The sequence below is a fragment of the Arthrobacter sp. TWP1-1 genome (assembly GCF_049897845.1).
GTDB lineage: Bacteria > Actinomycetota > Actinomycetes > Actinomycetales > Micrococcaceae > Specibacter.
On record NZ_JAFCXC010000003.1, the window covers coordinates 406,960 to 433,551 of the forward strand.

Consider the following 26,592-nt stretch of genomic DNA (forward strand, 5'->3'; position numbering starts at 1 on the left):
GCGAACGAAACACTGTTAACCCACAGATCCGCCGAAGCAGAGAAGGGGCCGGGAGCGGCTTCGGGCGTCCGCGAAGCGGGCCCCTTCTCTGCGAAGGCGGATCAGTGTGAGTAGCTACTTGTCTTGTTCGGCCTTGGAGCCCAGCGTTGTCTTCTGGATCTGCATCAGGAACTCGACGTTGGAGCCTGTTTCACGGATCTTGGAGGTCAACAGTTCAAGCGACTGCTGCATTTCCAGACCGGAGAGCACGCGACGCAGGCGCCACATGATCTTGACTTCTTCAGGAGAAAGCAGGTTCTCCTCGCGACGGGTACCCGAAGCGTTGACGTCCACGGCCGGGAAGATGCGCTTGTCGGCCAGCTGGCGTGACAGGCGGAGCTCCATGTTGCCGGTGCCCTTGAACTCCTCGAAGATGACCTCGTCAGCTTTGGAACCAGTTTCCACCAGTGCCGTGGCCAGGATGGTCAGTGAGCCGCCGTTTTCAATGTTGCGGGCTGCACCGAAGAAGCGCTTGGGCGGGTACAGAGCTGCGGAGTCCACACCACCGGAGAGGATGCGGCCGGAGGACGGAGCCGAGTTGTTGTAGGCACGGCCCAGACGGGTCATGGAGTCCAACAGGACAACAACGTCCATGCCCATTTCCACGAGGCGCTTGGCGCGCTCGATGGAGAGTTCGGCAACCTGCGTGTGATCATCGGCGGGGCGGTCGAAGGTTGAGGCAATAACCTCACCCTTGACGGTGCGCTGCATGTCGGTGACTTCTTCAGGGCGTTCGTCAACCAGGACCATCATGAGGTGAACCTCAGGGTTGTTGATCGTGATGGCGTTGGCGATTGCCTGCAGGATCAGTGTCTTACCGGCCTTGGGCGGGGACACGATCAGGCCACGCTGGCCCTTACCGATCGGGGCAACCAGGTCAATAACACGGGGCCCGACCTTCTTGGGGTCGGTTTCCAGGCGAAGACGCTCGGAGGGGTACAACGGAACCAGCTTGGAGAACTCAACACGGTCCTTGAGCTCATCCGGGTTCTTGCCGTTGACGCTCGTGACGCGGACCAGGGCGTTGAACTTCTGGCGTGCGCTCTGGGCGTTGCTTCGGTCTTCACCTTCACGCGGTGCACGGATGGCACCGACGACGGCGTCACCCTTGCGCAGGTTGTACTTCTTGACCTGTGACAGGGACACGTAAACGTCCTTCGAGCCGGGCAGGTATCCGGAGGTACGCACGAATGCGTAGTTCTCCAGGATGTCCAAGATACCGGCTACGGGCAGCAGGACATCGTCCTCGGTTACCTCGGTGTCATCGAAGTCAGGACCCTGGGTGCGGCCGCGGCGGCGCTCGTTGCGGTCACGGAAACGGTCGTTGCGATCGTTGCGGTTGTTGTTGTTGTTGCCACTGCGATCGTTACGGTCATTGCGGTCATTGCGATCGGAAGACTCGTTGACGTTCCGGTCACGGCGATTGCGACGGTTGCGGTTGTTGCGCGAGCCGTCCTCATCGTCGTTGTTGTTGCTGTTGTTGCTGTTGCCGTTGCTGGTGCCGTTATTGGCATTGCTCGTGGCGTTCGAGGTGGCGTTGCCCTGACCGCGGTCATTGCGCTCACCGGCGTTACGCTGATTGCGGGTGTTGCGCTGGTTGCGGTTGCCGCGCTCAGCGTTCTCGCCCTCGGCCGTGTTCTCACCGCCAGCAGCCTGCGTGGTCTGGGCAGCTTCGGTGGTCTCGGCCGGGGCCGATTCTGCGGCAGCGGCACCCTCGGAAGCGGATTCCTGCTGGCGTCCGCCACCCTGGGCACGACGGTTGTTGCGAGTGCGTGAGCGGCGGTTTTCGCCGTCGTTCTCGGATGACTGCTGGCTGCCATTGTCAGCTGCGGAAGGCTCGACGGCGGCAGGCTCTGCTGCCGGTGCTTCCTGGGCTACTGCGGCGGAGCCGGTGGTGATGATGCCATCGCTGCTGGCAGCGCGGCGGCTGCGGCCACGGCCACGGGCCGGGCGCTCATTGGCGGAGGCTGATTCGCTGGCGGGCGCTTCAGTGCTGGCAGCTGCTTCAACAACCGGCTCAGCATCCTTCTTGGCAGCCGAACCACGCCTAGCGGGAGCCTTTGCCTCGGTAGCGGTGGTGGTGCGGGCCGGGCGGTCCGCAACAGATGAGCCGCGCTGGTGGGCTGAAATTGCGTCAACAAGATCACCCTTGCGCATCCGCGAGCCACCGGTGATACCCAGCTGGCCCGCCAAAATCTGCAGCTGAGCCAATTTCAAGCCAGCCAGTCCTGCGGACTTTGCAGGTGCGCTAGTTGCGGCGGTGTCTAAATCAGCGGCATGGGGAGCAGCTGAAGTTACGGTTTCGGTCACGAAGGATCCTTCCCCCTCGATGGCGGGCCCAATTATTGGGGCCGCGATGATTAGTGTCAGAGTCCCATGTGCTGCCGCACTGGCAGGCCATGGGAAATTCTGAGGTTCCATTTTCCTTTACCGAATAAACGTAAAAAGGTGCAGGAAATGGTGTGATTCGCTCTTGAAATCAAGTCTCAAATGGGAGTGATCCTAGGACCAATCAGGCGGCTGCCATGCTTTGGTCCAGCGGTCACCGCACAAGATAATGCGGGCCGTAAGAACGGCATCGAGGCTCAAATAAACATTGCTCATTTCCTTAGCCGGCAAAGATCAGCCATCAAGAGGGAAAGTGTTTATGAACCAGTTTGCACTTCCACCTTAGCACCTTCGAGGTCTACCTGAAGCCGCAAAACCCGCCAAGACACGCCGTGTTCGCCCTGCTTCTTCGCCTCGCTGCCCAATTCGGCAATGCGCTGCTCAATCGCCTGCGCTTGTGTCCCTCCGTTGGCGAGCACCATGACAGTGGGGCCGGCGCCGGAAATGAAAGCTGCGAAGCCTTCGGCACGCAATTGCGCAACGAGCGCGGCACTGCCGGGCATGGCCTCGGCCCGATAATCCTGGTGCAGGTAATCACGTGTACCGGCCAGCAGGAGCGAAGGATCCGCCGTCAGGGCGTGCATCAGCAAGGCCGATCGGCCGGAGTTAGCGGCTGCATCGGCGTGCGGCACGGTGGCGGGCAGCATGCCACGGGCTCGCTCGGTTTTTAGTTCAACATTGGGAATGGCCACCACGGGGACAACCAAGTCCGACGGCGTGACCTTGACACTCGCGTACCCCGCGCCGTCGCCCTTCTCGCTTTCATCCCAAGAGACGGCCACAGCACCAAAAATGGCCGGGGCAACGTTATCGGGGTGACCTTCCAACTCTGAGGCGAGCTGGAGAACCCACCCCTTGTCCTGCTGATCCTCTGCGGCAACGAGCGCGTTGGCAGCCAAGATGGCGGCAACGATGGCCGACGCCGAGGACCCCAATCCGCGACCATGCGGGAGGACGTTTTCCGCGGTGACGCGCAAGCCGCCGCGGGAGTAGCCAAGGCGGGCCCAGGCAATGTCTATGGTCTTCACCACGAGGTGGGTGGCATCGCGAGGCAGGTCATCCACCCCTTCCCCGCTCAGATCAAACTCCAGCCCGGGAGCATCCAATACCGTGATGCTCAGGGTGTCATACAGCGAAACTGCCAAGCCCAGTGAATCAAAGCCTGGGCCTAAGTTAGCGCTGGTTCCGGGAACACGCACGGTGGCGGTTGCCCCGGAGACGGGAGTTTTCAAAAGCGGGGAAGTCATGGTGGACCCTGTCATGATGAGGTGCTGCTAGTCCGTCAGGCCAAGAGCGTTGGCAACGGTAACCACGTCGAAAGGAACCGACTTGGGCTCAGCAGAACTGCCATCGGCATTCTTCAGGGCCCAATCGGGGTCCTTCAGGCCGTGGCCCGTGACAGTGATGACGAAGGTCTTGCCCGAGGGCACCTGACCTGCTGCGTGCTTCTTGATCAAACCGGCAACGCCTGCTGCCGAGCCAGGCTCAACGAAGACGCCTTCTTTAGCCGAAAGCCAGCGGTGTGCGGAGAGGATTTCCTCATCGGTGACGGCCTCGATGAGTCCACCGGACTCGTCGCGTGCCGCAATCGCCATGTCCCAAGATGCCGGGTTACCGATGCGGATAGCCGTGGCGATCGTGTCGGGTTCGGTGATGGGGTGACCGGCAACGAACGGTGCTGCACCGGCGGCCTGGAAGCCCCACATGATGGGCGTGTGCGTGGAAACTGCAGGCAAAGTGCCAGCCGTTGCCGACTCGTACGGAGCCGCGTACTCGCGGTAACCGCGCCAGTAAGCACTGATGTTGCCAGCGTTGCCGACGGGCAGCACGTGGTAATCAGGGGCGTCGCCAAGCGCGTCGACGACCTCGAAGGCGCCGGTCTTCTGACCCTCGATGCGGGCCGGGTTGACCGAGTTCACGAGGAACACCGGGTAGGAATCGGCCAGCTTGCGGGCAACGTCCAGGCAGTTGTCGAAGTTACCGTCGACCTGCAAGATGGTGGCGCCGTGAGCCACAGCTTGGCTGAGCTTGCCCATGGAGATCTTGCCCTCGGGAACCAACACGGCACACGTCAGGCCGGCGGCCTTGGCGTAGGCAGCTGCCGATGCCGAGGTGTTGCCGGTCGAGGCACACACAACGGCCTTGGCGCCGGCGGCAACAGCGGCCGTCATTGCCATGGTCATGCCACGGTCTTTGAAGGAGCCGGTGGGGTTCATGCCCTCCACCTTGAGGTACACGTTGGAACCGGTCAACGCGGAGAGCTGCTGCGCGTACACCAAGGGTGTACCGCCTTCGCCCAAGGTGATGATCTTCGTTTCTGCCGTTACGGGCAAACGCTCTGCATATTCGCGGACAACCCCGCGCCACTGATGAGCCATTAGACTCCCTCCACCCTCAAGACACTCGTAACTGAATTTATAACGTCCAGGCCATTGATGGCCTCGACGGTTGCTGCCAAGGCAGCTTCACCCGCACGGTGGGTGACAATGCGAAGCTCGGCGGAACCGGGCCCCCCATTCTCACCGTTTTCACGGTGAACGGTCTGCCGCATCGACTCGATGGAGACGCCGTTCTCGGCAAAAAGTGCTGAAATCTTGGATAGCACGCCGGGCTGATCCGCCGCGTCCAAGTGAATGTAGTAACGCGTTGAGACGGCGTCGATCGGCAGAACCGGAAGCACCTCAATGGTGGAATCCGTCCGGCCCGGGCCGCCCAAGACGAGGCGGCGAGCCGCGGAAACAACATCGCCCATGACAGCCGAGGCCGTCGGTGAGCCACCAGCGCCGCGACCGTAGAACATGAGCTCTCCGGCCGATTCCGCTTCAACAAACACGGCGTTGAACGCACCGCGCACGGCACCCAAGGGGTGTTCGCGAGGCAGCAAGGTGGGGTGCACGCGGACGCTGACGCCGCCGTCGAGCTTCTCGGCGATCGCCAAGAGCTTGATGACATAACCGGCATCCTTGGCCGCGGCAATATCCGTTGCTGTCACGCCGGTGATGCCCTCGCAGTGGACATCTTCCAGCGCGTAACGCGTGTGGAACGCCAGCGAGGCCAGGATGGCGCCCTTGGCCGCGGCGTCGTGACCCTCGATATCGGCCGTGGGATCCGCTTCCGCGTAACCCAGGCGCGTGGCCTCGGCCAGCGCGTCGGAGAACTCCGCTCCCGTGGAATCCATGGCGTCAAGGATGAAGTTCGTGGTGCCATTAACGATGCCCATGACGCGGGTGATCTTGTCCCCAGCCAGCGAATCGGTGATGGGGCGCAGGATCGGGATGGCTCCGGCAACGGCGGCCTCATAGGAGAGCTGCACACCTGCCGCATCAGCCTTTTCGTACAGGGCGGGACCGTCAACGGCCAGCAGCGCCTTGTTACCCGTGACAACAGTTGCCCCGTGCTCAATGGCTTCCAGAATCAGCGTCTTGGCCGGCTCCAGACCACCCATGAGCTCGATGACGATGTCGGCACCGCGCACCAACGCCGAGGCGTCGGTGGTGTACAGCTCCTGCGGCGCTGCGTACTCGCGGGGAGCGTCAACGTTGCGTACCGCAATGCCAACCAGCTCCAAGCGGGCACCCGTGCGGGCCGCAAGGACCTTGGTGTCTTCGAGCAGAATGCGGGCAACTTGCGAACCCACATTTCCGGCGCCAAGGAGCGCCACTTTCAGGGTCTTGATGGTGGCGGACACATCGGTGTCCACGGTGTTGCGCTCTGTCAAAGGTTCTAGGCCCCTAAATCGCGTGCCAGCAAATCGTCTTCTGTTTCGCCCCGCACAATCAAGCGTGCGGCACCGTTTGTGACGGCGACGACGGGCGGACGGGGCACGTAGTTATAGTTGCTGGCAAGTGCCCAGCAATACGCGCCCGTTCCGGGAACTGCAAGCAAATCCCCGGCCGCCACGTCATTGGGCAGATATACATCTCTAACAACAATGTCCCCACTCTCGCAATGTTTGCCCACTACTCGGGACAAAGCGGGAGCCTGTTGCGAGGCGCGATTGGCCAAAACAGCCGAATAATCTGCCTCATAAAGCACCGGACGAGCGTTGTCGCTCATGCCGCCATCCACCGAAACATAGCGACGAGGAGCCGTTACATCCTCTTGGTCCGCCACCTCAACCTGCACGGTTTTCAGCGTGCCGGTCTCGTACAGCGTGAACGTGGTGCTGCCAACAATGGCGCGGCCGGGCTCGATGGAGATCCGCGGGGCGCTCATGCCGAGTTCCTGACAGGTTTCGCGGACGACGGCGGCCATCGCCAATGCGACCTCGGCCGCCGGGCGCGGTGCGTCAACGGCCGTATAGGCGATGCCGTAGCCGCCGCCAAGGTCGAGCTCGGGCAGCGTAATCCCGTAGCCTTCCTGAATCTTGTGGGTGAAGGCCAGCAACTTCCGGGCCGCGATTTCAAAGCCCTCGGCCTCAAAAATCTGCGAACCGATGTGGGCGTGGAAACCCAGGAAATTGATGCTTTCCGCTTCCACGGCCAGCTTTGCGGCTGCTTCCGCGGCACTCATGCCGGGAGCTTCCGGATCCTCCGAGATAAAGGACAGGCCGAACTTCTGGTCCTCGTGCGCCGTGGCAATGGATTCGTGGGTGTGGGCGTGCACGCCTGGGGTCAGGCGCAACATGACGTTGGCCTTTTCCCCGCGTGCTGCCGCGATCTCAGCAACGCGCTTAAGTTCGTGCAGGCTGTCGACCACAATGCGGCCCAGCTCCATGTCCAGGGCGCGGTTGATCTCCGCGTTGGACTTGTTGTTGCCATGCAGGCCTAGGTTTGCGCCCTTGAGCCCGGCGCGCTTGGCAACGGCCAATTCGCCGCCGGAGCAGGTATCGAGGCGCAAGCCTTCGGAGTCAACCCACCGCGCCACCTCGGTGGACAGGAACGCCTTGCCGGCGTAGTACACGTCAACGCCGCCGCAAATATCCTTGAAGGCCGCGTCAAAGGCATCCTTGAAGGTGCGGGCCCGGAGACGGAAGTCGTCCTCGCTCATGACGAACAGCGGCGTGCCAAACTGAGCCTTCAGCTCGCTAACTGACACACCGCTGATGGTGAGCTCGCCGCTTTGGCCGCGTTCGACGTCGTGCGCCCACATGGCGGGCAGCAACTCGTTGAGGTCTCCGGCGGCAGGCAGCCATTCGGGGGCCAGCTCGGAGCCGGCGACGTGCACGTCATTCATACTTACATCCGATCCGGGGCGGAAACGCCCAGCATTGAAAGGCCGTTGGCCAGGACCTGGGCCACGGCATCGTTGAGCCAGAGGCGGGTGCGGTTGACATCGGTGATGGCTTCCTCACCCATCGGGGTTACGCGGCAGGCGTCATACCAGCGGTGGTAGGCGCCGGCGATGACTTCCAGGTGGCGGGCCACGCGGTGCGGTTCGCGGAACGTGGCGGCCTGGGTGAGCACGCCCGGGTACTGACCCAGAACTGCCAGCAGCTCAGATTCGGTGGCATGATCCAGGGCCGATGCGTCAAAGGCTGTACGTTCCACACCTGCGGCAGCGGCGTTGCGGCCCACTGCACTGGTGCGGGCATGGGCGTACTGAACGTAGAACACGGGGTTCTCGTTGGACTTCTTGGTCAGCACGTTCAGGTCCACGTCAATGTTGGAATCGCTGGAGAAACGCGCCAGCGAGTAGCGGGCGGCGTCCGTGCCAACAACCTCAACGAGGTCTTCCATGGTGACAACGGTGCCTGCGCGCTTCGACATGCGGACCGGCTTGCCGTCCTGAACGAGGTTCACCATCTGGCCGATCAGGACCTCAACGCGATCGGCGTCGTCGCCCATGGCGGCAGCGGCTGCCTTCAGACGAGCAACATAGCCGTGGTGGTCGGCGCCCAGCATGTAGATACACAGGTCAAAGCCGCGATCGCGCTTGTTCTTGAAGTAGGCAATATCGCCGGCAATGTAGGCTGCGTTGCCGTCGGACTTGATGACTACGCGGTCCTTGTCATCGCCGTAATCAGTGGAGTTCAACCACCAGGCGCCGTCCTTGGCGTACATGTTGCCGGACTCTTTGAGCTGATCGAGGAGCTTCTCCACGGCGCCGTCTTCAAAGAGTGAGTTCTCGTGGAAGTAGACATCGAAGTCCACACCAAACTCGTGCAGGGACGCGCGGATGGCGGCGAACATGAGCTCAACACCCTGGGCGCGGAACTCCTCCTGCGGATCTTCTTTACTCAGGATGCCGGGGTTGTTCGCCATGACCTCGTTGGCGATGTCCACGATGTAGGCTCCGCCGTAGCCGTCTTCCGGTGCGGGCTCGCCCTTAGCGCTGGCAAGGAGTGACCGGGCAAACTTGTCAATCTGGTTGCCGTGGTCGTTGAAGTAGTACTCACGGGTGACGTCTGCGCCCTGGGACTGGAAAATACGGGCCAAGGAATCACCAACGGCTGCCCAGCGGGTGCCACCCAAGTGAATGGGGCCTGTGGGGTTGGCGGAGACGAATTCAAGGTTGATCTTGGTTCCGGCCATCGCGGTATTGGTACCGAACGCCTCACCGCTTTCAACGATCGCCTTGGCCAGTTCGCCTGCGGCTGCAGCGTCAACTGTGATGTTCAGGAAGCCGGGGCCGGCAATGTCAACCTTGGAAACACCGGGAATTTCACTGAGGCGTGTTTGCAGGATCTCGGCGATCTTGCGGGGAGCAACACCGGCTGGCTTGGCCAGCTGGAGCGCAATATTGGTTGCCCAGTCCCCGTGTTCGCGGCTCTTAGGCCGCTCCACTCGCACTTCCGTGGGCAGCGCCTCAGCAGGAACGCTGAGTTCACCGGCGCTGACGGCTTCTTTGAGGGAGGAGGTAATGGCGGCAGAAAGTTCTTCAGGAGTCACACCTCTAAGTGTACGGTTCTCCCTGCACCCTCCCCCAATCCGCAGCCGCACCGAGCAAAATATGGCTACGGTGCCACGGTGCTGGGCGCGAAATCATCCTCGAGCATCTTGGGCCGGCAAATAATCCAGGCGCCGGCACCCAAGAGAGACAAGGTGACAAACAAGAATATGAACGGCGCGGTCCAGGATCCTGTCCATTGGCGCAACAATCCAAAGAACAGCGGTCCGATGCAGGCGATGGTGTAGCCCATCCCCTGGCCGAAACCGGACAGCGCTCCGGCACCTTGTTGCGTTCGGGTGCGGTGGTTGATCAACAGTAGTGCCAGCGGGAACGTTCCCGGGCCCAAACCAGCAAATACCACCCAGATCCATGTTCCATTGGCCGGCGAGAGCAGCAGGCCCAAATAACCAACGACGAAGCACAGCAGCATCCCCAGAACGGCCGGGAACGGATTACGCATCTTGGCCGCGATGATGGGAATGCAAAGGCTCAGCGGCAGTCCAAGGGCACCAAAAAGCGCCAACATCGACCCGGCGTGGGCCCGGTCCAGTCCGGCCTGAGTGAGGATTTCCGGCAACCAGGCAAATAACGAGTAGGTGTTCAAGGACGTGCAGCCAAACATGAACGTCAGCCCCCAAGCAGTGGGCGAACGCCAAAGATTCATCTTCGGTGCAACCTCAACCGGGGCGGAGTGCACCTCCAACTCTGTACGCACCGCTTCCATTCCCAGCGCGGCAGCCGCTTCCCCGGCCCCTTCCCTGGCCCCGACGGAAGTCGAGGTTTTCGGGGTGGCGGTGGCCGCCGTCGTGCGTGGGGAGAAGAGAGCCACAAGCCACGGAATCAGGGCGATGGTGCTGATCCCTGCCCAGGAAGCGAGGGAGAATTGCCAGCTGGTGGCGTCGGCGACCGGTACGGACAGCTGGGCCGGCAGGGCTGTGCCAACAGAAATCGCTGTGACGTAAAGTGCCGTCATGAGGCCGATTTTGCTGGGGAAGTACTTCTTGACCAGTGGCGGAAGCAGGACGTTTCCGGCACCGAGACCACCAAACGCCACGACGGAAAAGACCAGGAAGAGTGGCGTGTTGGGCGCGAGGACACGGGCGATTTGGCCCACTATTCCCACGAGAATTGACAGGATAATGAGCTTCTCCAGCGACGCCCAACGGATCACATAGGGCGTCAGGAAGCCAAAAACCCCAAACGCGGCGGTGGGGAGCATGCCCAGGACGCCGATGGTGGCCGCACTGAGTGGGAGATCGTGATTGATGGTGGAGATCAGCGGCGGAACCACCGTTACGGCCGCACGAAGCGTCAGAGCCGTCAGAATAATGGCCGCGGCGAAAAGCCATGCCATGTGCCGCGTTTTTATCCCCATGAAGTCACCATTGACCCAACGCTACCTGCCGCTCCCCGGACAATTCCCCCAGGGTGGCGGAAGGTGAACGAAAATTACCCTTCCGGGCCGGCTCGGCGCCTCGGTTCTACATCCGTTTTACTTCCAATGGCCTGCACCTGCTAAGCTCTTTCTCGTTCCCTTCGGCAACCACGGTTGCCTCGCCTTCGTAGCTCAGGGGATAGAGCGTCGGTTTCCGGTACCGTAGGTCGGGGGTTCGAATCCCTCCGAGGGCACATTTTAATGGTGTCCGGCTTTGCGAATCAGTTCGCATGGCCGGACACCATTTTTGTTTTCCACGAGGTGTTCAACGGCTGGAAAGCCCGGGACCGGGGACAGCGACCACCTTGCCATTCGTGCCAGCTTCGATCTGCCGTTCTGGCTCCAGCTCCGGCTCTGCGGAGACCTTGACATCCAATGGTGCATCCATGAGGCTCGAGTCCACCTAACGATTCCTGGGGGCTTGGCATGACCATTCGCGAATTTCCCACGTTCCCCGCCGACTTTGTGTGGGGCGTTTCCACCGCCTCCTACCAAATAGAAGGCGCCGTCAACGAGGGTGGCCGCGGCGCGTCGAGTTGGGACGCTTTCGCCGCAGAACCCGGCAGGACCCTGAACGGCGACACCGGCGACATTGCGTGCGACCACTACCATCGCTACCCCGAAGACATTGCGCTCATGAAAGATCTGGGAGTTGACGCATACCGTTTCAGCTTCTCCTGGCCCCGTATCCAACCCGGCGGCCAAGGTGCGGTGAACGCCGTCGGACTTGGCTTTTATGACAAACTCGTGGACGCGCTGCTCGAAGCTGGGATCGAACCAAGCCCCACCCTGTTCCACTGGGACACCCCACTGGAACTGGAACAAGCCGGCGGCTGGCTCAACCGGGATACGGCGAGCCGCTTTGCCGAGTACGCCGACATTCTTGGCGGGCATTTTGCCGACAGAATCCCGCGCTGGATCACGATCAATGAACCCGCGGCACTGGCACTGCTTGGCTACGGTGCCGGCATCCACGCCCCGGGACTTGCGCTCGGTTTTGACGCCATTCCGGCGGCTCATCATCTTCTCCTGGCGCACGGGCTTGGCGTTCAGGCACTGCGTTCGGCGGGGGCAAGCAACATCGGCATCGCCAACAACCACGCCGCCACGTGGCCCGCCAGCGAGCAGGAAGAGGATCAGCGGGCCGCCGGACTTTATGAAGCTCTGACCAACCGGATGTTTGCCGATCCCATCCTCACCGGCGCCTATCCCGAGGCGTTGGCGCGATTCCTGCCTCCCCTGCCCGACGGCGATCTTGCCACCATTTCCACCCCCATCGACTGGTACGGCATCAACAGCTACAACCCTGTTCTGGTGGGTGCTCCTACACCCGGCGGGGCGGCGCTGATCGACGGGCACGCCCTCGATGATGCCTCACTTCCCTTCGAACTTCGGGAGTTGGAGGGCTACCCGCGCACCGACTTTGACTGGCCGGTGGTACCCGATGCGCTCACGGAATTGTTAGTGGACTTCAAGAATCGCTACGGCAACAAGCTCCCGCCCATTGTCATCACGGAGAACGGTGCCGCTTACAACCTTGGCCCGGACGACGCCTGACGGGTTCCGGATGCGCGCAGGATCGACTACACAGACGCCCACCTGAGGGCGTTGGCCGCCGCCATGAAGGCAGGCGTCGACGTGCGCGGCTACTTCCACTGGTCACTCATGGACAACTTTGAGTGGGCGGCAGGCTATTCCCAGCGCTTTGGCCTGATTCACATCGACTACGAAACGCAGAAGCGCACGCCCAAAGACTCCTATTACTGGTACCAACAGCTCATTCGGTCATCCAAGGGTGCGGGCGTCTAGTTGAGTCAACGGAACCCGACCATAGCGACCAACTACTTGCTACTTGCTAACGAAGGCAAGCAGTGCGGCGTTCACCTCTTCGGCGTGAGTCCACAACAAACCGTGAGGAGCACCTTCCACTTCCACGTAGTCCGCCTCGGGTAGGGCCGTGCGGAACCGCCGGGCCGTAGCATCAATCGGGAGGATGTTGTCCTTGGTGCCGTGCAGGATCAGTGCAGGTTTGCCACTGGCCCGGACCGCTTCCACATCCTCACGGAAGTCCTCAAGCCATGCAGGGACGACCGCATAGGCAGCTACTGGCGCACTCGAGACGGCGATGTTCCAGCTTGCCGTGACGGCCTCCTGGCTAATCCTCGAGCCCAAGTTTTCGTCCAGATTGTAGAAATTGGAGAAAAAGTCGGTGAACCAGGCGAAGCGATCCCCCTTCGCCGCTGCGAGAATACCGTCAAACACTTCCTGAGGAACACCCTCGGCGTTGTCATCGCGTGCAACGAGGAATGGTTCCAGGGAGGCCAGGAACGCCAACTTGGCAACGCGGGCGTGACCGTACCTTGCGACGTAGCGGGCCAGTTCGCCGGTGCCCATGGAGAATCCAACCAAAATGACATCGGAAAGGTCGAGCGTTTCTAAAACCGTGTTCAGGTCTGCGGCGAAGGTGTCATAGTCATAACCTGTGCCAACTTTGCTTGACTGGCCGAATCCCCGGCGGTCATAGGTGATGACCCGATATCCGGCGTCGAGCAGTTCACGCGTTTGGCGTTCCCAGCTGTGCCCGTCGAGAGGGTAGCCATGAATTAGCACGACTGGCTGACCTGCACCCTGGTCCTCGTAGTAAAGCTCGATTGAGGTGCTATTTTCGGTTCCAACGGTGATGTGTCCCATAATGACATCCCTTTCCACGCAAACACGAGAACGGCTGTTCCCGAGGTGTGCTTATTAGCCTAGGTAACGTTGAACCCATTGTCAGTGGTTTGGACACATGACGACTCACAGTCAAGCCAACTACTCCGCCTGCCATCGAGTTGCGTCTATCTCTCAGCCCGGCAACGCAGGGGCCGTCGACACGTAGCGATGTCCCGTGGGCGTACTTAATATGACGCCCGGCGGCCCGGCCCCGGGCGCTTCCGCCGGTTCCGACATCCACCCCTCCGCTTCTTTCTCCTGATTGCACGCACTGCAGAGCCCCTGACCGTTCTCAACGCTCGTGGCGCCGCCTGCTGCATATGCCTTGACATGGTCGTACTCGCGGATTGGAGCATCGCAATAGGGCGTTTGGCAACGTTGATCCTGTAACCGCAGGAACTCTTTAATTCCTTCAGGGAACAGTCTTGCCCGTGAGTCCATGGCCAGAAGGGCCCTGCTCTCCGGATGGGTAAAAAGTCGTTTGAGCCATACCTGTGCCGAAAACCCACCGGCGTTGTCATCTCCGAGGATTATGGCGCGTGCTGCAGGTGCGGGAATGGGCTCGTGTCCCACCAGAATTGCGGGATCATTGGCACCGCCAAATAGGGAGCGGTCTGTCATGATCAGTTCCAGAGTGATGTCCGGCTGGTCCACGGCTGTGCACAGTTGCGGACCGAGATTTGTCCGGCCCACGTCTCCCCCACGCCCTGCTTGCGTGCCGCGATGGTCGCCAACGTCGCCGGCGCCTTCATCACAGGGTGTGTGGCGGACAAGACGGTGCATCAGGGCATCGGCCATGATCTGTCCCTTGCCTCGCTCGTCCCCCGTAGCTTTGGCATGATCTGCGACTCTGGTGAGCGTGGCCAGAATACGTACTCCCTGTTTCAACGGAATCAGCGCCGTCAAGAACGTCATGCCATCTGCGGCTGGCCGGAGGGACACGTAGCGATCCCCCAGAGCCTTCTTCCGACGTTTGACGAACGCTTCAGGGTCTAGCGCGTAAGCGGCTTTCCTGGTTTCGGCACAAAGCTCCCGTGTGCCCAGAAGTGCGACGGCGGCCGGGTCGCCGCAGATCTTTAGGTCCACCTTGGCACGGTCCTCAAGCGAGAGGAATGCCGTTTCGGCGACAACTTGCCCGACCCTGTACTCGCTGATCTGACCGAGTGAAAAGGAGTTCATGCTGTACGGCATTTCCCGCACCAGGACCTCGGACATCTGACACAGCTGCCGTCCTCGGTAGGGCGACTCATGCCTGGCCAAGCCAACTTGTTGGGCGATTCCCTTCCCGATTTTCTCTTTGGGAACACCGGCCCGCGCTTGATCAAGCCGCTGCTGCGCCACAAACAGTGTTTGGGCCTGCGCCTGAACGGCGGCGATTCCATTCTTGGCTTCCTCAAGGCCTGCAATCAGATCGATCAGATCGGCGCCGCACACCCGATCAACAACATTGGGGTCGAAGCCGGCCCCCATTACCGCGGCGCCCACAGCACTCTCAGCACTCTCAGTGCAGCGTCCCACCACACAGCCGCCAAGGGATTCAACCACTGTGCTGGCCAAGGCTGCTTGCGACGCGGACTTGGCGGCGACGGATGTAGCTGTGGCGGATCGATGGACCAGATGCGCCAATGCTTCCGAAGGACGCCCTTCCCGGATGGCCCTGTCCACCTCTTCGGTGGCCCTGACGGACTGTTGCTGCGCCTGGTGGGCTAATTCGTGGGCAAGGGCGGCATCCAACTGCGCCAAAACCACCGGTTCGAAGAATGAACCACAGCGTTGCAAAAGTTCCGCGCTCAAATCCAGCAATCCAGAGGCGCCCTCCCCAGCGGACAAACCGTCCTGGCCGTTCAGGCCGTCAGAAACAGCCATTGTTTCTGTGGATCCGGGCGCAAACTGGGTAGCTGCAGGTAGCGACGCTCTCCCCTCAAGCACGGCAGAAAGGGGCACAGACGTGGTCCAGGGATCACTTCCGTACCATTCCGGTGCCGCCATGCCATTCACCTGCCTGCATATCCGGCTTCGGCTGTTCGAGCCAAAGCCAACTCTGCGGAACCATGCGAGCCGTCAATATTTAGGATATTTATCCTATTACTCTGCGATCCCCTGCTACATCCATTCTAGGTGTGGCCACTGACATTCAGAAGGGAATCTCAACCATCCGAGCAAATCCGTGGATTGCACCCACGCGAGCCCCCGCTGTGGAGGAACGAACGGCCCAAAAATAGCCCACATCGAGCAAATCGGGAGGCAAATCGGGGGCCAATCAGGGCAGCTGCAGCTTAAACCCCGCGTGGGACTGCGTGAAACCGAGCCGTTCGTAGAAACGGTGGGCATCAAGGCGGGAAGCGTCACTTGTCAGCTGCACCAAGGCCGCCCCGCGCCGTCGAGCTTCATCAACAGCCCAGGTGATCATGGCGCCGCCAAGGCCTAAACCACGCAATTGTTCATCGACGCGGACTGCCTCGATCTGCAGTCGCGTCGCCCCACTTCGCGCCATACCGGGCAGAAACGTCAGCTGCATGGTGGCCACCACCTCGCCTGTCGCACCCTCGCCAACAGCCCCCTCTCCCACGACGCCCTCGACAACGCACAGTAGATGCGCCGGGTCGGCATCAATGGCGCGGAATGCGGCAACATAGGGCTCTCTCCGCTCCGGCGCCGCCGATTCAACGGCAGCCCGGAGTTGGTCACGGGCAATCAGCTCGATGATGGGGCCGACGTCGGACTCAACGGCCCTGCGTAGCTGGAAGCTCTTGTCTGCGAGCGCGAACGTTGCCAGAATCATGGGCGGTTCCCTTCAAAGTGATGCCGGCCGCGATGGAAGCCAACACCACGAGAATACCCACCACCTGCCAGAGACTCAGCGCTTGGCCGGCCACCAGCCACCCAAGCACAATGGCAACGACGGGACTGAGCAGGCCCAGGAATGCGGCCGCGCCGGCTGGCAACCTGGCCAGTCCACGGAACCAGCAGAAATAGGCCACGGCCGTCCCAATGAGAGATAAGTAGAGATAGCCAAGGATATTTGGCGCGGTCAGCGGAGCCGTGGGCAAGCCCTCGAATACCAGCAACAGGATGGACAAGGTAGCGCCGCCAGCCACCAGCTGCCAAGCCGTGGTTGCCAGAGGTGACACCGGACGGCCGATCCTTGATATGGGTTGGCCCCATTTCTTAGCAAGGACCATCCCAGCCGCCATAGACAGCGTGCCGCCAGCTGCCGCAGCGAGGCCCAATCCATCCAGCCTCGCCTGGGATTGGAGCACAATCAACGCCACGCCAAACACTCCCGTGGTGCCCGCGAGCAGCCGGGTCAATGTCAATTTCTCGCGCAGGACGCGGCTGGCCAGGAGCGCCACCAACAACGGCTGAATGCCCCCAACAATGGCAGCCACTCCCCCTGGCAGTCGGTAAGCCGCAATGAACAGCAACGCGAAGAAGGCGCCGATATTCAGGACTCCCAACACCCAGGACTTCCACCACCATGATCCCTGCGGCAAGTGTCTGGACAGCGCGAGCAGGAGCAACCCTGCCGGAAGCGCCCTCAGGGTCGCGGCAAGAAGCGGCCTACCCTCAGGAAGAAAGAGGGTTGTGGTCAAGTAGGTGGTCCCCCATAGCGCGGGAGCCAGAGCGGTCATGAGAATTAGAGGCAATTTTTTGCTAAGCACTTAGTTAATATAACTAAGTGCTTAGCAAATTGCTAGACTTGTGCCATGACCGATCATTTAGACCGCATCCTCGAGCAGTGGCGGATCGAGAAGCCACACCTGGATGCTTCCCCAATGGCCGTCATTGGCCGTCTGAGCAGGGCCTCGGCTGCAATAAACTCGCGGCTGGCAATCACGTTCGCCAAACATGAGCTGGATTCATCCAGCTTCGACGTCCTCGCAACCCTCCTGCGCAGCGGCACTCCCTATTGCCTCACCCCGGCCGTCCTGGCGCGCGACTCCATGATCTCCACCAGCGCCGTGGCACAACGCCTGAACAAGCTCGAGAGCCGGTCCCTGGTTACCCGAAAGGTAAACCCCGACGACGGACGCGGCACCTTGGTTGCCCTGACGCCTGCCGGGCGAACCCTGATCGAAGAAGCGTTGCCCGATCATCTGGCCACCGAGCACGCCATTACGGGCCTGCTGACGAAGGCAGAACAGGCCCAACTGGCTACGCTGCTACAAAAGCTCGCAGACGGGGCTGGTGGCCAGTCGGCCGGAAAATGATGCAGCGTTCGGCAAAAATAGCCGGAACATGATGCAGCGTTGTGAGAGTGGGGGCTGTACTTATTCGTGACAGACTTCCTCCATGACCAAATTGATTGCCGTGCTTGCCATCCTCGCTGCCCTGGCATGGGCGGTCACGGCAACAGCATCGTGGATCACTAAGAAGAAGGCACCGCTGGCCATCGCCTCCGGGCGGGCACCAACTCACGCGACAGCAGCAGAGCAGAACAAGGCCATGCTGCGAGCACAACTCCGTCCAGCGGCTGGCATGGTCTTCGCCCTGATCATGTTCGCGGCTCTATTCAGGGTTTCCATTGGCATAACAGGCCAAGCTGGACTGCCTACAGCCCTCACGGCAGGGCTAGCGGCCAGCGGTGGATTGCTACTTTTCTCGGCCTTACCCGCCACCTCATTGCCGACTGACTCATTGCCATCGGGCCCCATGCCAGCCCGCCAAAAGCTCGCAGCAAAGAAACACTTCATCGGGCCGTTCGCCACCCTCATCGTGTTCCTGGCGTTTCTCATGGTGAGCGCCCAGGCGGATGCCAGCTACCCCGGTTGGGAGGGCGCACTTCCCTTGGCGCTTGCCACCTTGGCACTGACGGGTTCCTCGCTCCTCGCACTACGGCGCCTATCAAGAACAGCGTCGCTGCCGGATCCGCGGATGGCCGTCCTTGACCGCCGCTGGCGAGAGCTCTCCGCCCGTCTGGTGCTAACGTTCACGAGCGGTGCGCTGTTGGCGTATCTGGGCGGTACGGCTGTGGCCACCGGACAGAGCCTGCTGGGCACGAAGCCAGCCTGGGGAATCACTTGCCTGGCGCTGGGAGCGGCACTGGGGTTGTCCGGCGTCGTACTTCTGGCGCTGGTAGCAAAGGGTGCATTCACACTCCGCGCCACAGCGCTCAAAGGAACGCCCGCACCAATAACCGCATAAACTGGACGGCACCATGACTTTCACTATCTCCTACCCCGCCGCGCTGCCCGTCTCGGAGCGCCGCGAGGACATCATGGCTGCCATCGCCGCCAATCAGGTCACCATCATCGCCGGCGAAACAGGTTCCGGTAAGACCACCCAGATCCCGAAAATGTGCGTGGAACTGGGGCTGGCCGAAAAGGGTCTGATCGGGCATACGCAGCCTCGCCGCCTGGCCGCGCGCACGGTCGCCGAGCGCATCGCCAGCGAAATGGGCGTCGAAATCGGCGAAGAGGTGGGCTTCCAGGTCCGTTTCACCGGCCACGTGGGACCCCAAACGAAGATCAAGCTCATGACCGACGGCATCTTGCTGGCGGAAATTCAGCGCGACCGCCTGCTGCGCAAATACTCCGTCATCATCATCGACGAGGCCCACGAACGCTCCCTGAACATCGACTTCATCCTCGGCTACCTGCGCCAGATCCTGCCCAAGCGCCCGGATCTGAAGATCGTCATCACCTCGGCCACGATCGATCCCGAGCGCTTCGCCACACACTTCGCCTCCCCCGAAGGTCCGGCGCCGATCATCGAGGTTTCCGGGCGTACCTTCCCTGTAGACATCCGTTACCGCCCCCTCAGTGGCCCCGCCAATGGGGAGGACTCCGATGGAATGGACGACGACGAACTCGGCTCCCGCACGGATCGCCAACTCGACGGCGGCAACAGTGAGGAGGACCGGGATCCGCTCGATGCCGTGTGCGACGCGGTGGATGAGCTGTCCAAGGAGGCACCCGGGGATATCCTGATCTTCTTCTCCGGTGAGCGCGAGATCCGCGATGCCGCCGATGCGCTGGCCGGCCGAGTCAAAACAAATCCGCGATTGCGTGATGTCCAGATTCTCCCGCTCTTTGCCCGCCTCTCGCTGGCCGAGCAGCATGCCGTGTTCACCCCGGGCAGCCGCAAGCGTATTGTGCTGGCCACGAACGTCGCCGAGACCTCGCTGACGGTGCCCGGTATCAAGTACGTCATCGACACGGGAACGGCTCGCATCTCCCGCTATTCGCACAGGACAAAGGTTCAGCGCCTGCCCATTGAGCGGGTATCTCAGGCTTCAGCCAACCAGCGCTCTGGCCGTTGCGGCCGTGTCTCCGACGGTATTTGCATCCGCCTGTACTCAGAGGAGGATTACAACGCCCGCAGCGAGTTCACGGATCCGGAAATCCTGCGCACCAACCTGGCCGCCGTCATCCTGCAGATGACAGCCATGGGTGTGGCGAAGGGGCCCAAGGACGTGGAGAAGTTCCCGTTCGTCCAGCCGCCGGACTCCCGAGCCATCACCGACGGCGTGACCCTGCTGCGCGAACTCGGTGCGGTGAACGCCCAAGGTGGGATCACCGGCGTCGGACGTCAGCTCTCCCAACTTCCCGTGGATCCGCGACTGGGCCGCATGATCGTGGAGGCCGCCAAGCGAGGCGTGGCCGCCGAGGTCATGGTGCTCGCCGCCGCGCTCACCATTCAGGATCCGCGCGAACGCCCCACCGACAAGCAGCAGCTCGCCACCGAAAAGCACAAGCGTTTCCAGGACGAGAACTCGGACTTCACCGGCTTCCTCAACCTGTGGCGCTACATCAAGGAGAAGCAGCACGAGCTGTCCTCCAGCGCGTTCCGGCGCCTGTGCAAGGCCGAATTCATCAACTATCTGCGGGTGCGTGAGTGGCAGGATTTGTTCGCGCAGCTCAAGCAGATGGCGAAGTCCGTGGACATCAAGGTCTCCGGCACTGAGATCGACCCGGTGGCCAATCACGACGCCATCCACATGAGCCTGCTGACCGGTCTGCTGAGCCACATTGGCCTCTACGACCAGCGCAAGCGCGAGTACGCCGGCGCGCGCGGCACGAAGTTCATGGTGTTTCCCGGCTCGGCCTTGTTCAAGAAGTCGCCCGATTGGGTTATGGCCGCCGAGCTCGTGGAAACCTCGCGACTGTGGGCGCGTGTTGCAGCCAAGTTTGAGCCGCTGTGGGTCGAGCAGGTAGCGCCGGATCTGGTCAAGCGCACGTACAGCGAGCCACACTGGTCCAAGAAAATGGGCTCCGTCATGGCGCACGAGAAGGTCACCCTCTATGGGGTGCCGATCGTGCCGGACCGCCGCGTCCACTACGGCAAGATCGATCCGATTCTCAGCCGTGAGATGTTCATCCGCCATGCCCTCGTGGAGGGTGACTGGCACACTAACCACAAGTTCTTCCACCGCAATCAGGCTCTGTTGGCCGAGGTGGAGGAACTGGAAACCCGCATGCGCCGGCGAGATCTGCGCGTGGATGATGAAACGCTCTTTGAGTTTTACGACGAGCGTGTAGGTGGCGATGTTGTCTCCGAGCGGCACTTCGACAAGTGGTGGAAGGATGCCCGCCACGAGAATGCCGCGTTGCTGGACTTTGACACGCAAGTGGTCATGTCCGAGGAGCCGGAGCTGGATGAGGCGGCCTTCCCGAAGCTGTGGACGCAGGGCGAATTTGAGCTGCCTCTTTCCTACGAGTTCCATCCCACAGCTCCTGGTTCTGCGCCCAACCCGTCCGACGGCGTGACGGTCCAGGTTCCGTTGTTGTTCCTTAACCAACTATCCGAAGCACCGTTCAGGTGGCAGATCCCCGGGCTGCGGGCCGAGCTGGTGACGGCGCTGATCAAGTCGCTACCCAAGGCGATCCGGAAGAACTTCATTCCGGCTCCGGATGTTGGGCGCCAAGCTGCGGCTTCGCTGGCGGCTGATTTTGATCCCGGCGTTGACGATTTGGAGGCCTCACTGGAGCTGGCCCTGCGCCGGCTCAAGGGCCACGTGATTCCGCCTGGATCATGGAATTGGGACGCCGTACCCTCGCATTTGCGGATGGCATTTTCTGTTGTCGATAAGAATGGCCGCGTGCTGGAAGAAGGGCAGGACCTCGCCGCGCTTCAGGCGCAGCTGGCGGGTGCCACCCGTCGCGCCATCGCCGAGTCTCTGGGTGCAACGCCCAAGACCGTTATTCCCCGGGTTTCGACAAACGGCACCCGGGTTTCGACAACCTCAACCAACGACACCCGTGGATCGAGCCTGTCGAGATCAGGTCCCTCGACAAGCTCAACCAGCGATGGCATCCAAGAACGCTCGGGACTGACCCAGTGGACCGTGGGTACGCTGCCGCGCGAGGTCAAGCGCCTCATCGGCGGCCACACGGTGACGGGCTATCCGGCCCTGGTTGACGAAGGAACCGTCGCCGGTGTCCGGGTGTACCAGCGCCAGGACGTGCAGGAATCGGCCATGCGTGGCGGCGTCATCCGGCTCCTTGCCCTGCGGGTCCCCTCGCCCGATAGGTATGTGCTGGACCACCTGAGCAACACGGAAAAACTCACGTTCAGCCAAAACCCGCATGGCAGCGTCACGGAATTGATCGCCGATTGCACCCTGGCCACGATCGACAAACTCACCCCGGCCGCGTTGCCGTGGGCGGAGAAGGACTTCGACGCGCTCTACGAAATGGTTAGGGCGGAACTGATTGACACTGTGTTCTCGGTGACGGCCGTCGTCGAACGGGTCTTGGCCTCGAATATGCGCATCCAGAAGAAGCTGAGGGAAACCACCAGCCTGCCGCTGATCAGCGCGCTGAACGACATCAAGCAACAGCTGGAGCTGCTCGTCTACCCAGGATTCGTGGCCAAGACCGGCTTTGCCCAGCTCAGCCAGCTGCCCCGATACCTGGGCGCGATTGAGAAGCGGCTCGAGAAGCTGCCCTCGAATGTAAATCGTGACGGTCAGTCCATGGCCGCCGTGCAGCGTTTGGAAGACGAGTACGACGACGCCGTGGCGGCTTTGCTGCCAGGGCAACGGTCCACAGCGGGGCTGGAGCATGTGCGCTGGATGATTGAGGAGCTACGCGTCAGCTTGTTTGCCGTGGAGCTCGGGACGGCGTACTCGGTCTCGGAAAAGCGCATTCGGGTGGCACTGGCGAAGGCGATGTCCTAACCTTTCCCCCAACGCCGCACCACGTTCCGGCGTGTTTTCGCCAACGCCGCATCAGTGGTTGGCGTAACACTTCCCGGCACCGAGTTTCGCGAGTCCGGTGAGGTCGCCGTCCGCGTACGTGGTGACCTCGTTCTGTCCGTGTTCATACATCAATTGGGTTGGGTCCTGTACGTGGCCCAGCCCAAGGACATGCCCCACTTCATGTTGGACGATCCCGCCGGTGATTGCAGCGCCGTTGGGTGCCGTGAGGAGGTTGTCGAAGGCGAGTGCGTTGAGCTGAACCGTGCCGGTGACAAACACTCGGCTACCCGCCTCGCCCACGATTGGCTGGCTGCCGCCCAGACCTGCCACATTCTCGACGCCGGGCGTCTCATTGATGGTGAATTGGGCCTCTTCTTGTGGGGTCTCCCATACAAAGAGCACCGGCGCCCACTGTTCCCCATAGCGGTCCGGCTGGTACACCGCACGTTCTTCGTCGAAGCCCTCGGTGGTTTCGCCGTCGTCGATAAACACCAAGCCGGTTGCCTTCGACGCGGCAGCCACAGCGTCTGTAATTAGCTGTTGACCTCCCTCTGGCGCATTGTCTGTACGAGTCACATAGTGGATGGGGCGGCAGGGATCGTAGGCAACAAAAGCGCCCTCTTCATCAATGAAGGTGTAGCTGTCACTGCTCTGGCCAGACACGGCGGGTTGTCCCAGAGGGTTCTTTTCTGCGTCAATGCCCCGGGGTGGGTAGCCCTCGGACCATTGACTCCCAGCATTGAGAATGCTGCCTGACGTTGGCTCGTGGAACTGCTCGCCAACAATGGCTGTTGAAATCTTGTCACCCAGATCGGGGCTCACGTACCAGACACCGGCCCCGACAATCGCCAGAACCGTGCACACCGTCAACAGCAGTGGGGCAAAGGAACGTCTCTTCACGTGTGCTTTGGCCGAACGGCCTCCGCCGAACAAGGATCGACGTTTCTTCGCCCCGGTAGGCTCACCCTGCATGGCACCGACCAGCCGCTGTACCTCTTCGTCATGCACCCACTGGGGTGTCCGGCCGGACTGCGAGCGCGGAACGGGCTCGCGTGGAACGGGCTCGCGTGGATCTTGTCCGTTCACTGAAACCATCCCTTCATGGCACTTCCACCCCTGCCAGCCTCAAATTTGTATCCACAGATACCCATGAGGAGAATGCTAACTGACGGACCCCGGGTGCCGCTCACTTCACGTCCGCACATCGCTATTAACGAATATGGCGCCACTTCAAAAGTGGCGCCATATTCGCATCAAACGGAACGCAGAAATCCAACGGGTTAGGCGGCCGACCAGCCACCGTCGGAGGGCAGGATGACGCCGTTGACGTTCACGCCGTCGTCGCTAAGCAGGAACGTGATGGAGGCGGCGAGCGCGTCACCCTCAACGGGATCCGGCAGAATAGCCATGGCCCGGCGCACGCGGTTCGAGCCCAAGGCGGAATCAAAACGTGCCTCAATATTGGTGATGACCGGTCCCGGCGCCACGGCGTTGACGCGGATGCCGCTGGGGCCGTACATGAAGGCGCTGCTTTTGGTCAGACCCGCGACGGCGTGCTTGGACGCCGTGTAGGCGGCGCCGGCAGCCGAGCCGCGCAGGGCAGCTTCGGAGGCGACGTTGACGATGGAACCCTGTGCCTGCGCGAGCATGGCGGGAACAACCGCGCGCATGAGCTTCATGGTGCCGTTGACATTGATGTTGAAGACGCGGTTCCAGATGTCATCGGAGACCTCGTGGATGGGCGTCATATTGTCCATGATGCCCGCGATGTTGGCCAGGCCGTCGATGCGCTCCCCCGCTGCGGCAACAATGGCTGCCACTGCGTCGTCGTCGGTGATGTCACCGGATACCGTGACGATGTCTCCTTCAGGCAGTGAGGCGGCAAAGTCCGTCAGGCGTTCCTCGGAAATATCGACAGCGATGACTCGGCCACCTTCGCGGGCCACACGAGATGCCGTGGCACGGCCAATCCCGGAGCCCGCACCCGTGATGATCACGGTCTTGCCTGAGAAACGACCTGTGGTGACCTTCTCGACCCACACCGGGGCCTCCACGGACGGCTCGGCGGGCTCCGCCGCAGCAGGTGCAACCTCGGCGGGAATATCGCCGGCCTCGAGCTGCTGCACGAGGGTGTCCACCATGTCCTGGGTGAAGGCTCCCTGACTCACCTCAACCAGGCGGTTGAGCGACAATTTCGAGACCGGTCGCAGGTCTTCCGCACTCTGACCGCCCTGCGCCAGCTGTGCACGCAGCACGGGGCCGCCGGCGGGATCTGCCAGCCAGGCTTTGATGGTCGATTCGCCGCTGATGTTATTGGGGTTGTGACTCATGGAAGAACGGTCTCCGTTTCGAGGGTTTGGATGGTGCTGGTCTGTGTGGCGCCGGCCATGATCAATTGCTCGGCCGCATGACGCGCACCGAGGTAACCGAAGATGACTGCGGGGGAAATGGTGGATCCAGGGCCGGGGTAGGTGTGGCCCATGACGGAAGCGGTGTTATTGCCCGCCGCGTACAGCCCATCGATGGGAGCGCCACTCTCGTCGAGAACCCTGGCGTGCTCGTCGGTGAGCAGCCCGCCCTTCGTGCCAAGGTCCCCGGGCACAATCTGCACGGCGGTGAAGGGCCCCTTCTCGATCGTGCCGAGGTTAGGGTTGGGCTTGACCCGCGGATCGCCGTAATAGTTGTCATACACCGTGCGGCCGCGGCCAAAATCAGCATCTACACCGGTCTTAGCGAAGCCATTGAACCGCTCCACGGTCGCGCGCAGTGCCGCGGGATCGATCGACATTTTCTCGGCCAACTCATCAAGGCTGGGCGCAGTCACCACAATTCCCTGTTCCCGCTTGCCCTTGCCCTTCATCATGAGCGACGAGGCCAGGTATCGTTGCCTATGCCGGTGGTCCAAGATCAGCCACGACGGTAGGGCTGCGACTTCCTTATTCCGGTTCAGCAGGTCGTGACCGAAGTCGATATAGCTTTGCGACTCGTTCGTGTAGCGCGCGCCGCTTTGGTCAACAATGATGCTGAACGGCATGGAACGCTCGGAGAGCATGAACTGCGCCGAGCCATCAGTATCGGGAACCGCAGAACCCCACCAGGCGTCGTCCATCATGGCCAACGCTCCGCCGGCTCGGTGTCCAATTTCAATGGCCGTCCCCTGATCCCCTGGCGCCGCCGAGCTGTAGCCCGGCACCCCGTGGTACTTTTGTCGCCATTCCTTATTCTGTGCAAAGCCTCCCGCAGCTAGTACGACGCCGGCCCTCGCCCGGATGCGCTCCTCACCTTTCGCGGTGGTAATGACCGCGCCTACAACCTTGCCGTCTTCCAAAATCAGATCGCTCAGCGGGCTACTGAGTAAGACCTCTGTGCCTTGCTTGCGCACAATATGCATCAGATTCATGGACAACGCCGAACCCATGCCAAAGAGCTTCTTCCCCGTGAGCAAGCCGCCCAGTGTGCGGAACACAAAGCGAGCGCCGCGAATAAAGCCGCTGGGACTGGACCATGCGCGAGAAAGCAGCCAGACGTCGTCGTTCTTCAGGGGAACAGGCAGGCCCTCTTTATACCGGGAGGACTTCAGCCAGTCGCCGAGCACTTTAGCGTCAAAGGGTACGGGTTCGATGGATCGGCCCACGCGACCACCGGGGCGGTCTGGGTAATAATCGGGGTAATCCTTCGCGGCGGCCCACGTCATGCCAAGCCGGTCCAAGAGGGAGAAGACTGACGGAACCGCGTGAACAAAGGCCCAGCGGCGCTCCGCAGAACTGGCCGGACCAGCTTCACCGATGGCCGCTTCCATGTAAGTGAGCGCGTCCTCAACCGAGTCCTTCACTCCAAAGCCATTCATCAACGGATTGGTGGGCATCCAGAGCCCGCCTCCGCTGCGCATCGTGGTGCCACCCCAGAGCTCGGTACTTTCAACAACAAGGGTTTTCAATCCCGCATCGGCGCCGGTAATTGCGGCACTGAGGCCTGCGGCTCCCGTTCCAACAACGAGCAGATCAACTTCGCGGTCCCATCCATTCATGATGACTCCCCTTCGCCT

General features: G+C 61.6%; 18 protein-coding genes, 1 tRNA gene and 1 pseudogene. 5 read left to right on the forward strand and 15 right to left on the reverse strand.

The window, feature by feature from the left end:
- Nucleotides 1-114: 114 nt before the first annotated feature.
- The 7 genes from rho to ACP7B9_RS08335 all read right to left on the reverse strand — a co-directional run bounded on the left by rho (nucleotide 115) and on the right by ACP7B9_RS08335 (nucleotide 10,612).
- Complete coding sequence (rho, locus tag ACP7B9_RS08305; RefSeq protein ID WP_425862421.1) at nucleotides 115-2,349, reverse strand: transcription termination factor Rho; 2,235 nt, start codon at nucleotides 2,347-2,349, stop codon at nucleotides 115-117.
- Nucleotides 2,350-2,684: 335 nt separating this feature from the next.
- Nucleotides 2,685-3,674, reverse strand: coding sequence for a homoserine kinase (gene thrB / locus ACP7B9_RS08310; protein WP_425862422.1), 990 nt, complete (start codon nucleotides 3,672-3,674; stop codon nucleotides 2,685-2,687).
- A gap of 27 nt (nucleotides 3,675-3,701) precedes the next feature.
- On the reverse strand, nucleotides 3,702-4,805 hold the full coding sequence (thrC, locus tag ACP7B9_RS08315) for a threonine synthase (RefSeq protein ID WP_425862424.1): 1,104 nt from the start codon (nucleotides 4,803-4,805) through the stop codon (nucleotides 3,702-3,704).
- The gene (locus ACP7B9_RS08320; protein WP_425862574.1) at nucleotides 4,805-6,103 is read right to left on the reverse strand and encodes a homoserine dehydrogenase; all 1,299 of its coding nucleotides are present in this window, start codon (nucleotides 6,101-6,103) and stop codon (nucleotides 4,805-4,807) included. Before ACP7B9_RS08320 ends, thrC begins: the two co-directional genes overlap by 1 nt.
- A 47-nt stretch (nucleotides 6,104-6,150) precedes the next feature.
- Nucleotides 6,151-7,602 (reverse strand): diaminopimelate decarboxylase, encoded by a 1,452-nt coding sequence (gene lysA / locus ACP7B9_RS08325; RefSeq protein ID WP_425862426.1) that lies wholly within the window; start codon nucleotides 7,600-7,602, stop codon nucleotides 6,151-6,153.
- A gap of 2 nt (nucleotides 7,603-7,604) precedes the next feature.
- A complete protein-coding gene (gene argS / locus ACP7B9_RS08330) occupies nucleotides 7,605-9,257 on the reverse strand; it encodes an arginine--tRNA ligase (RefSeq protein WP_425862428.1) in 1,653 nt (550 codons plus the stop codon).
- Between the two features lie 65 nt (nucleotides 9,258-9,322).
- The gene (locus ACP7B9_RS08335; RefSeq protein ID WP_425862430.1) at nucleotides 9,323-10,612 is read right to left on the reverse strand and encodes a CynX/NimT family MFS transporter; all 1,290 of its coding nucleotides are present in this window, start codon (nucleotides 10,610-10,612) and stop codon (nucleotides 9,323-9,325) included.
- 202 nt (nucleotides 10,613-10,814) lie between these two features.
- Here ACP7B9_RS08335 and ACP7B9_RS08340 point away from each other — a divergent pair.
- A tRNA-Arg gene (locus ACP7B9_RS08340) sits at nucleotides 10,815-10,887 on the forward strand.
- A 71-nt stretch (nucleotides 10,888-10,958) separates the two neighbouring features.
- Here the strand turns inward: ACP7B9_RS08340 and ACP7B9_RS08345 are convergent.
- On the reverse strand, nucleotides 10,959-11,081 hold the full coding sequence (locus ACP7B9_RS08345) for a hypothetical protein (RefSeq protein WP_425862432.1): 123 nt from the start codon (nucleotides 11,079-11,081) through the stop codon (nucleotides 10,959-10,961).
- Nucleotides 11,082-11,119: 38 nt separating this feature from the next.
- On the opposite strand from ACP7B9_RS08345, the pseudogene ACP7B9_RS08350 reads away from it, so the two are divergent.
- Nucleotides 11,120-12,502: pseudogene (locus ACP7B9_RS08350) on the forward strand (GH1 family beta-glucosidase).
- 39 nt (nucleotides 12,503-12,541) lie between these two features.
- Here the strand turns inward: ACP7B9_RS08350 and ACP7B9_RS08355 are convergent.
- From ACP7B9_RS08355 to ACP7B9_RS08370, 4 genes are all read right to left on the reverse strand, one after another.
- Nucleotides 12,542-13,384: an alpha/beta fold hydrolase gene (locus ACP7B9_RS08355; protein WP_425862434.1), complete on the reverse strand. Its 843-nt coding sequence runs from the start codon at nucleotides 13,382-13,384 to the stop codon at nucleotides 12,542-12,544.
- Between the two features lie 153 nt (nucleotides 13,385-13,537).
- Nucleotides 13,538-15,271: an HNH endonuclease gene (locus ACP7B9_RS08360; RefSeq protein ID WP_425862436.1), complete on the reverse strand. Its 1,734-nt coding sequence runs from the start codon at nucleotides 15,269-15,271 to the stop codon at nucleotides 13,538-13,540.
- A 394-nt stretch (nucleotides 15,272-15,665) separates the two neighbouring features.
- Entirely contained in the window at nucleotides 15,666-16,187 is a 522-nt protein-coding gene (locus ACP7B9_RS08365; RefSeq protein ID WP_425862438.1) for a GNAT family N-acetyltransferase, read from the reverse strand.
- Complete coding sequence (locus ACP7B9_RS08370) at nucleotides 16,129-17,067, reverse strand: EamA family transporter (protein WP_425862439.1); 939 nt, start codon at nucleotides 17,065-17,067, stop codon at nucleotides 16,129-16,131. Before ACP7B9_RS08370 ends, ACP7B9_RS08365 begins: the two co-directional genes overlap by 59 nt.
- Nucleotides 17,068-17,112: 45 nt before the next feature.
- Here ACP7B9_RS08370 and ACP7B9_RS08375 point away from each other — a divergent pair, with 45 nt between their 5' ends.
- The 3 genes from ACP7B9_RS08375 to hrpA all read left to right on the forward strand — a co-directional run bounded on the left by ACP7B9_RS08375 (nucleotide 17,113) and on the right by hrpA (nucleotide 22,526).
- The gene (locus ACP7B9_RS08375; protein ID WP_425862441.1) at nucleotides 17,113-17,616 is read left to right on the forward strand and encodes a MarR family winged helix-turn-helix transcriptional regulator; all 504 of its coding nucleotides are present in this window, start codon (nucleotides 17,113-17,115) and stop codon (nucleotides 17,614-17,616) included.
- Between the two features lie 82 nt (nucleotides 17,617-17,698).
- Nucleotides 17,699-18,550, forward strand: a complete 852-nt coding sequence (locus ACP7B9_RS08380) for a hypothetical protein (RefSeq protein WP_425862443.1) — start codon at nucleotides 17,699-17,701, stop codon at nucleotides 18,548-18,550.
- Nucleotides 18,551-18,563: 13 nt separating this feature from the next.
- Nucleotides 18,564-22,526, forward strand: coding sequence for an ATP-dependent RNA helicase HrpA (gene hrpA / locus ACP7B9_RS08385; protein WP_425862444.1), 3,963 nt, complete (start codon nucleotides 18,564-18,566; stop codon nucleotides 22,524-22,526).
- A gap of 51 nt (nucleotides 22,527-22,577) precedes the next feature.
- Here hrpA and ACP7B9_RS08390 read toward each other — a convergent pair whose 3' ends face one another.
- The 3 genes from ACP7B9_RS08390 to ACP7B9_RS08400 all read right to left on the reverse strand — a co-directional run bounded on the left by ACP7B9_RS08390 (nucleotide 22,578) and on the right by ACP7B9_RS08400 (nucleotide 26,574).
- Entirely contained in the window at nucleotides 22,578-23,633 is a 1,056-nt protein-coding gene (locus ACP7B9_RS08390; RefSeq protein WP_425862446.1) for a matrixin family metalloprotease, read from the reverse strand.
- Nucleotides 23,634-23,827: 194 nt separating this feature from the next.
- Nucleotides 23,828-24,877: an SDR family NAD(P)-dependent oxidoreductase gene (locus ACP7B9_RS08395; RefSeq protein WP_425862447.1), complete on the reverse strand. Its 1,050-nt coding sequence runs from the start codon at nucleotides 24,875-24,877 to the stop codon at nucleotides 23,828-23,830.
- On the reverse strand, nucleotides 24,874-26,574 hold the full coding sequence (locus ACP7B9_RS08400; protein WP_425862448.1) for an FAD-binding protein: 1,701 nt from the start codon (nucleotides 26,572-26,574) through the stop codon (nucleotides 24,874-24,876). The genes ACP7B9_RS08395 and ACP7B9_RS08400 overlap by 4 nt, the downstream gene beginning before the upstream one ends.
- Between the last annotated feature and the right edge of the window lie 18 nt (nucleotides 26,575-26,592).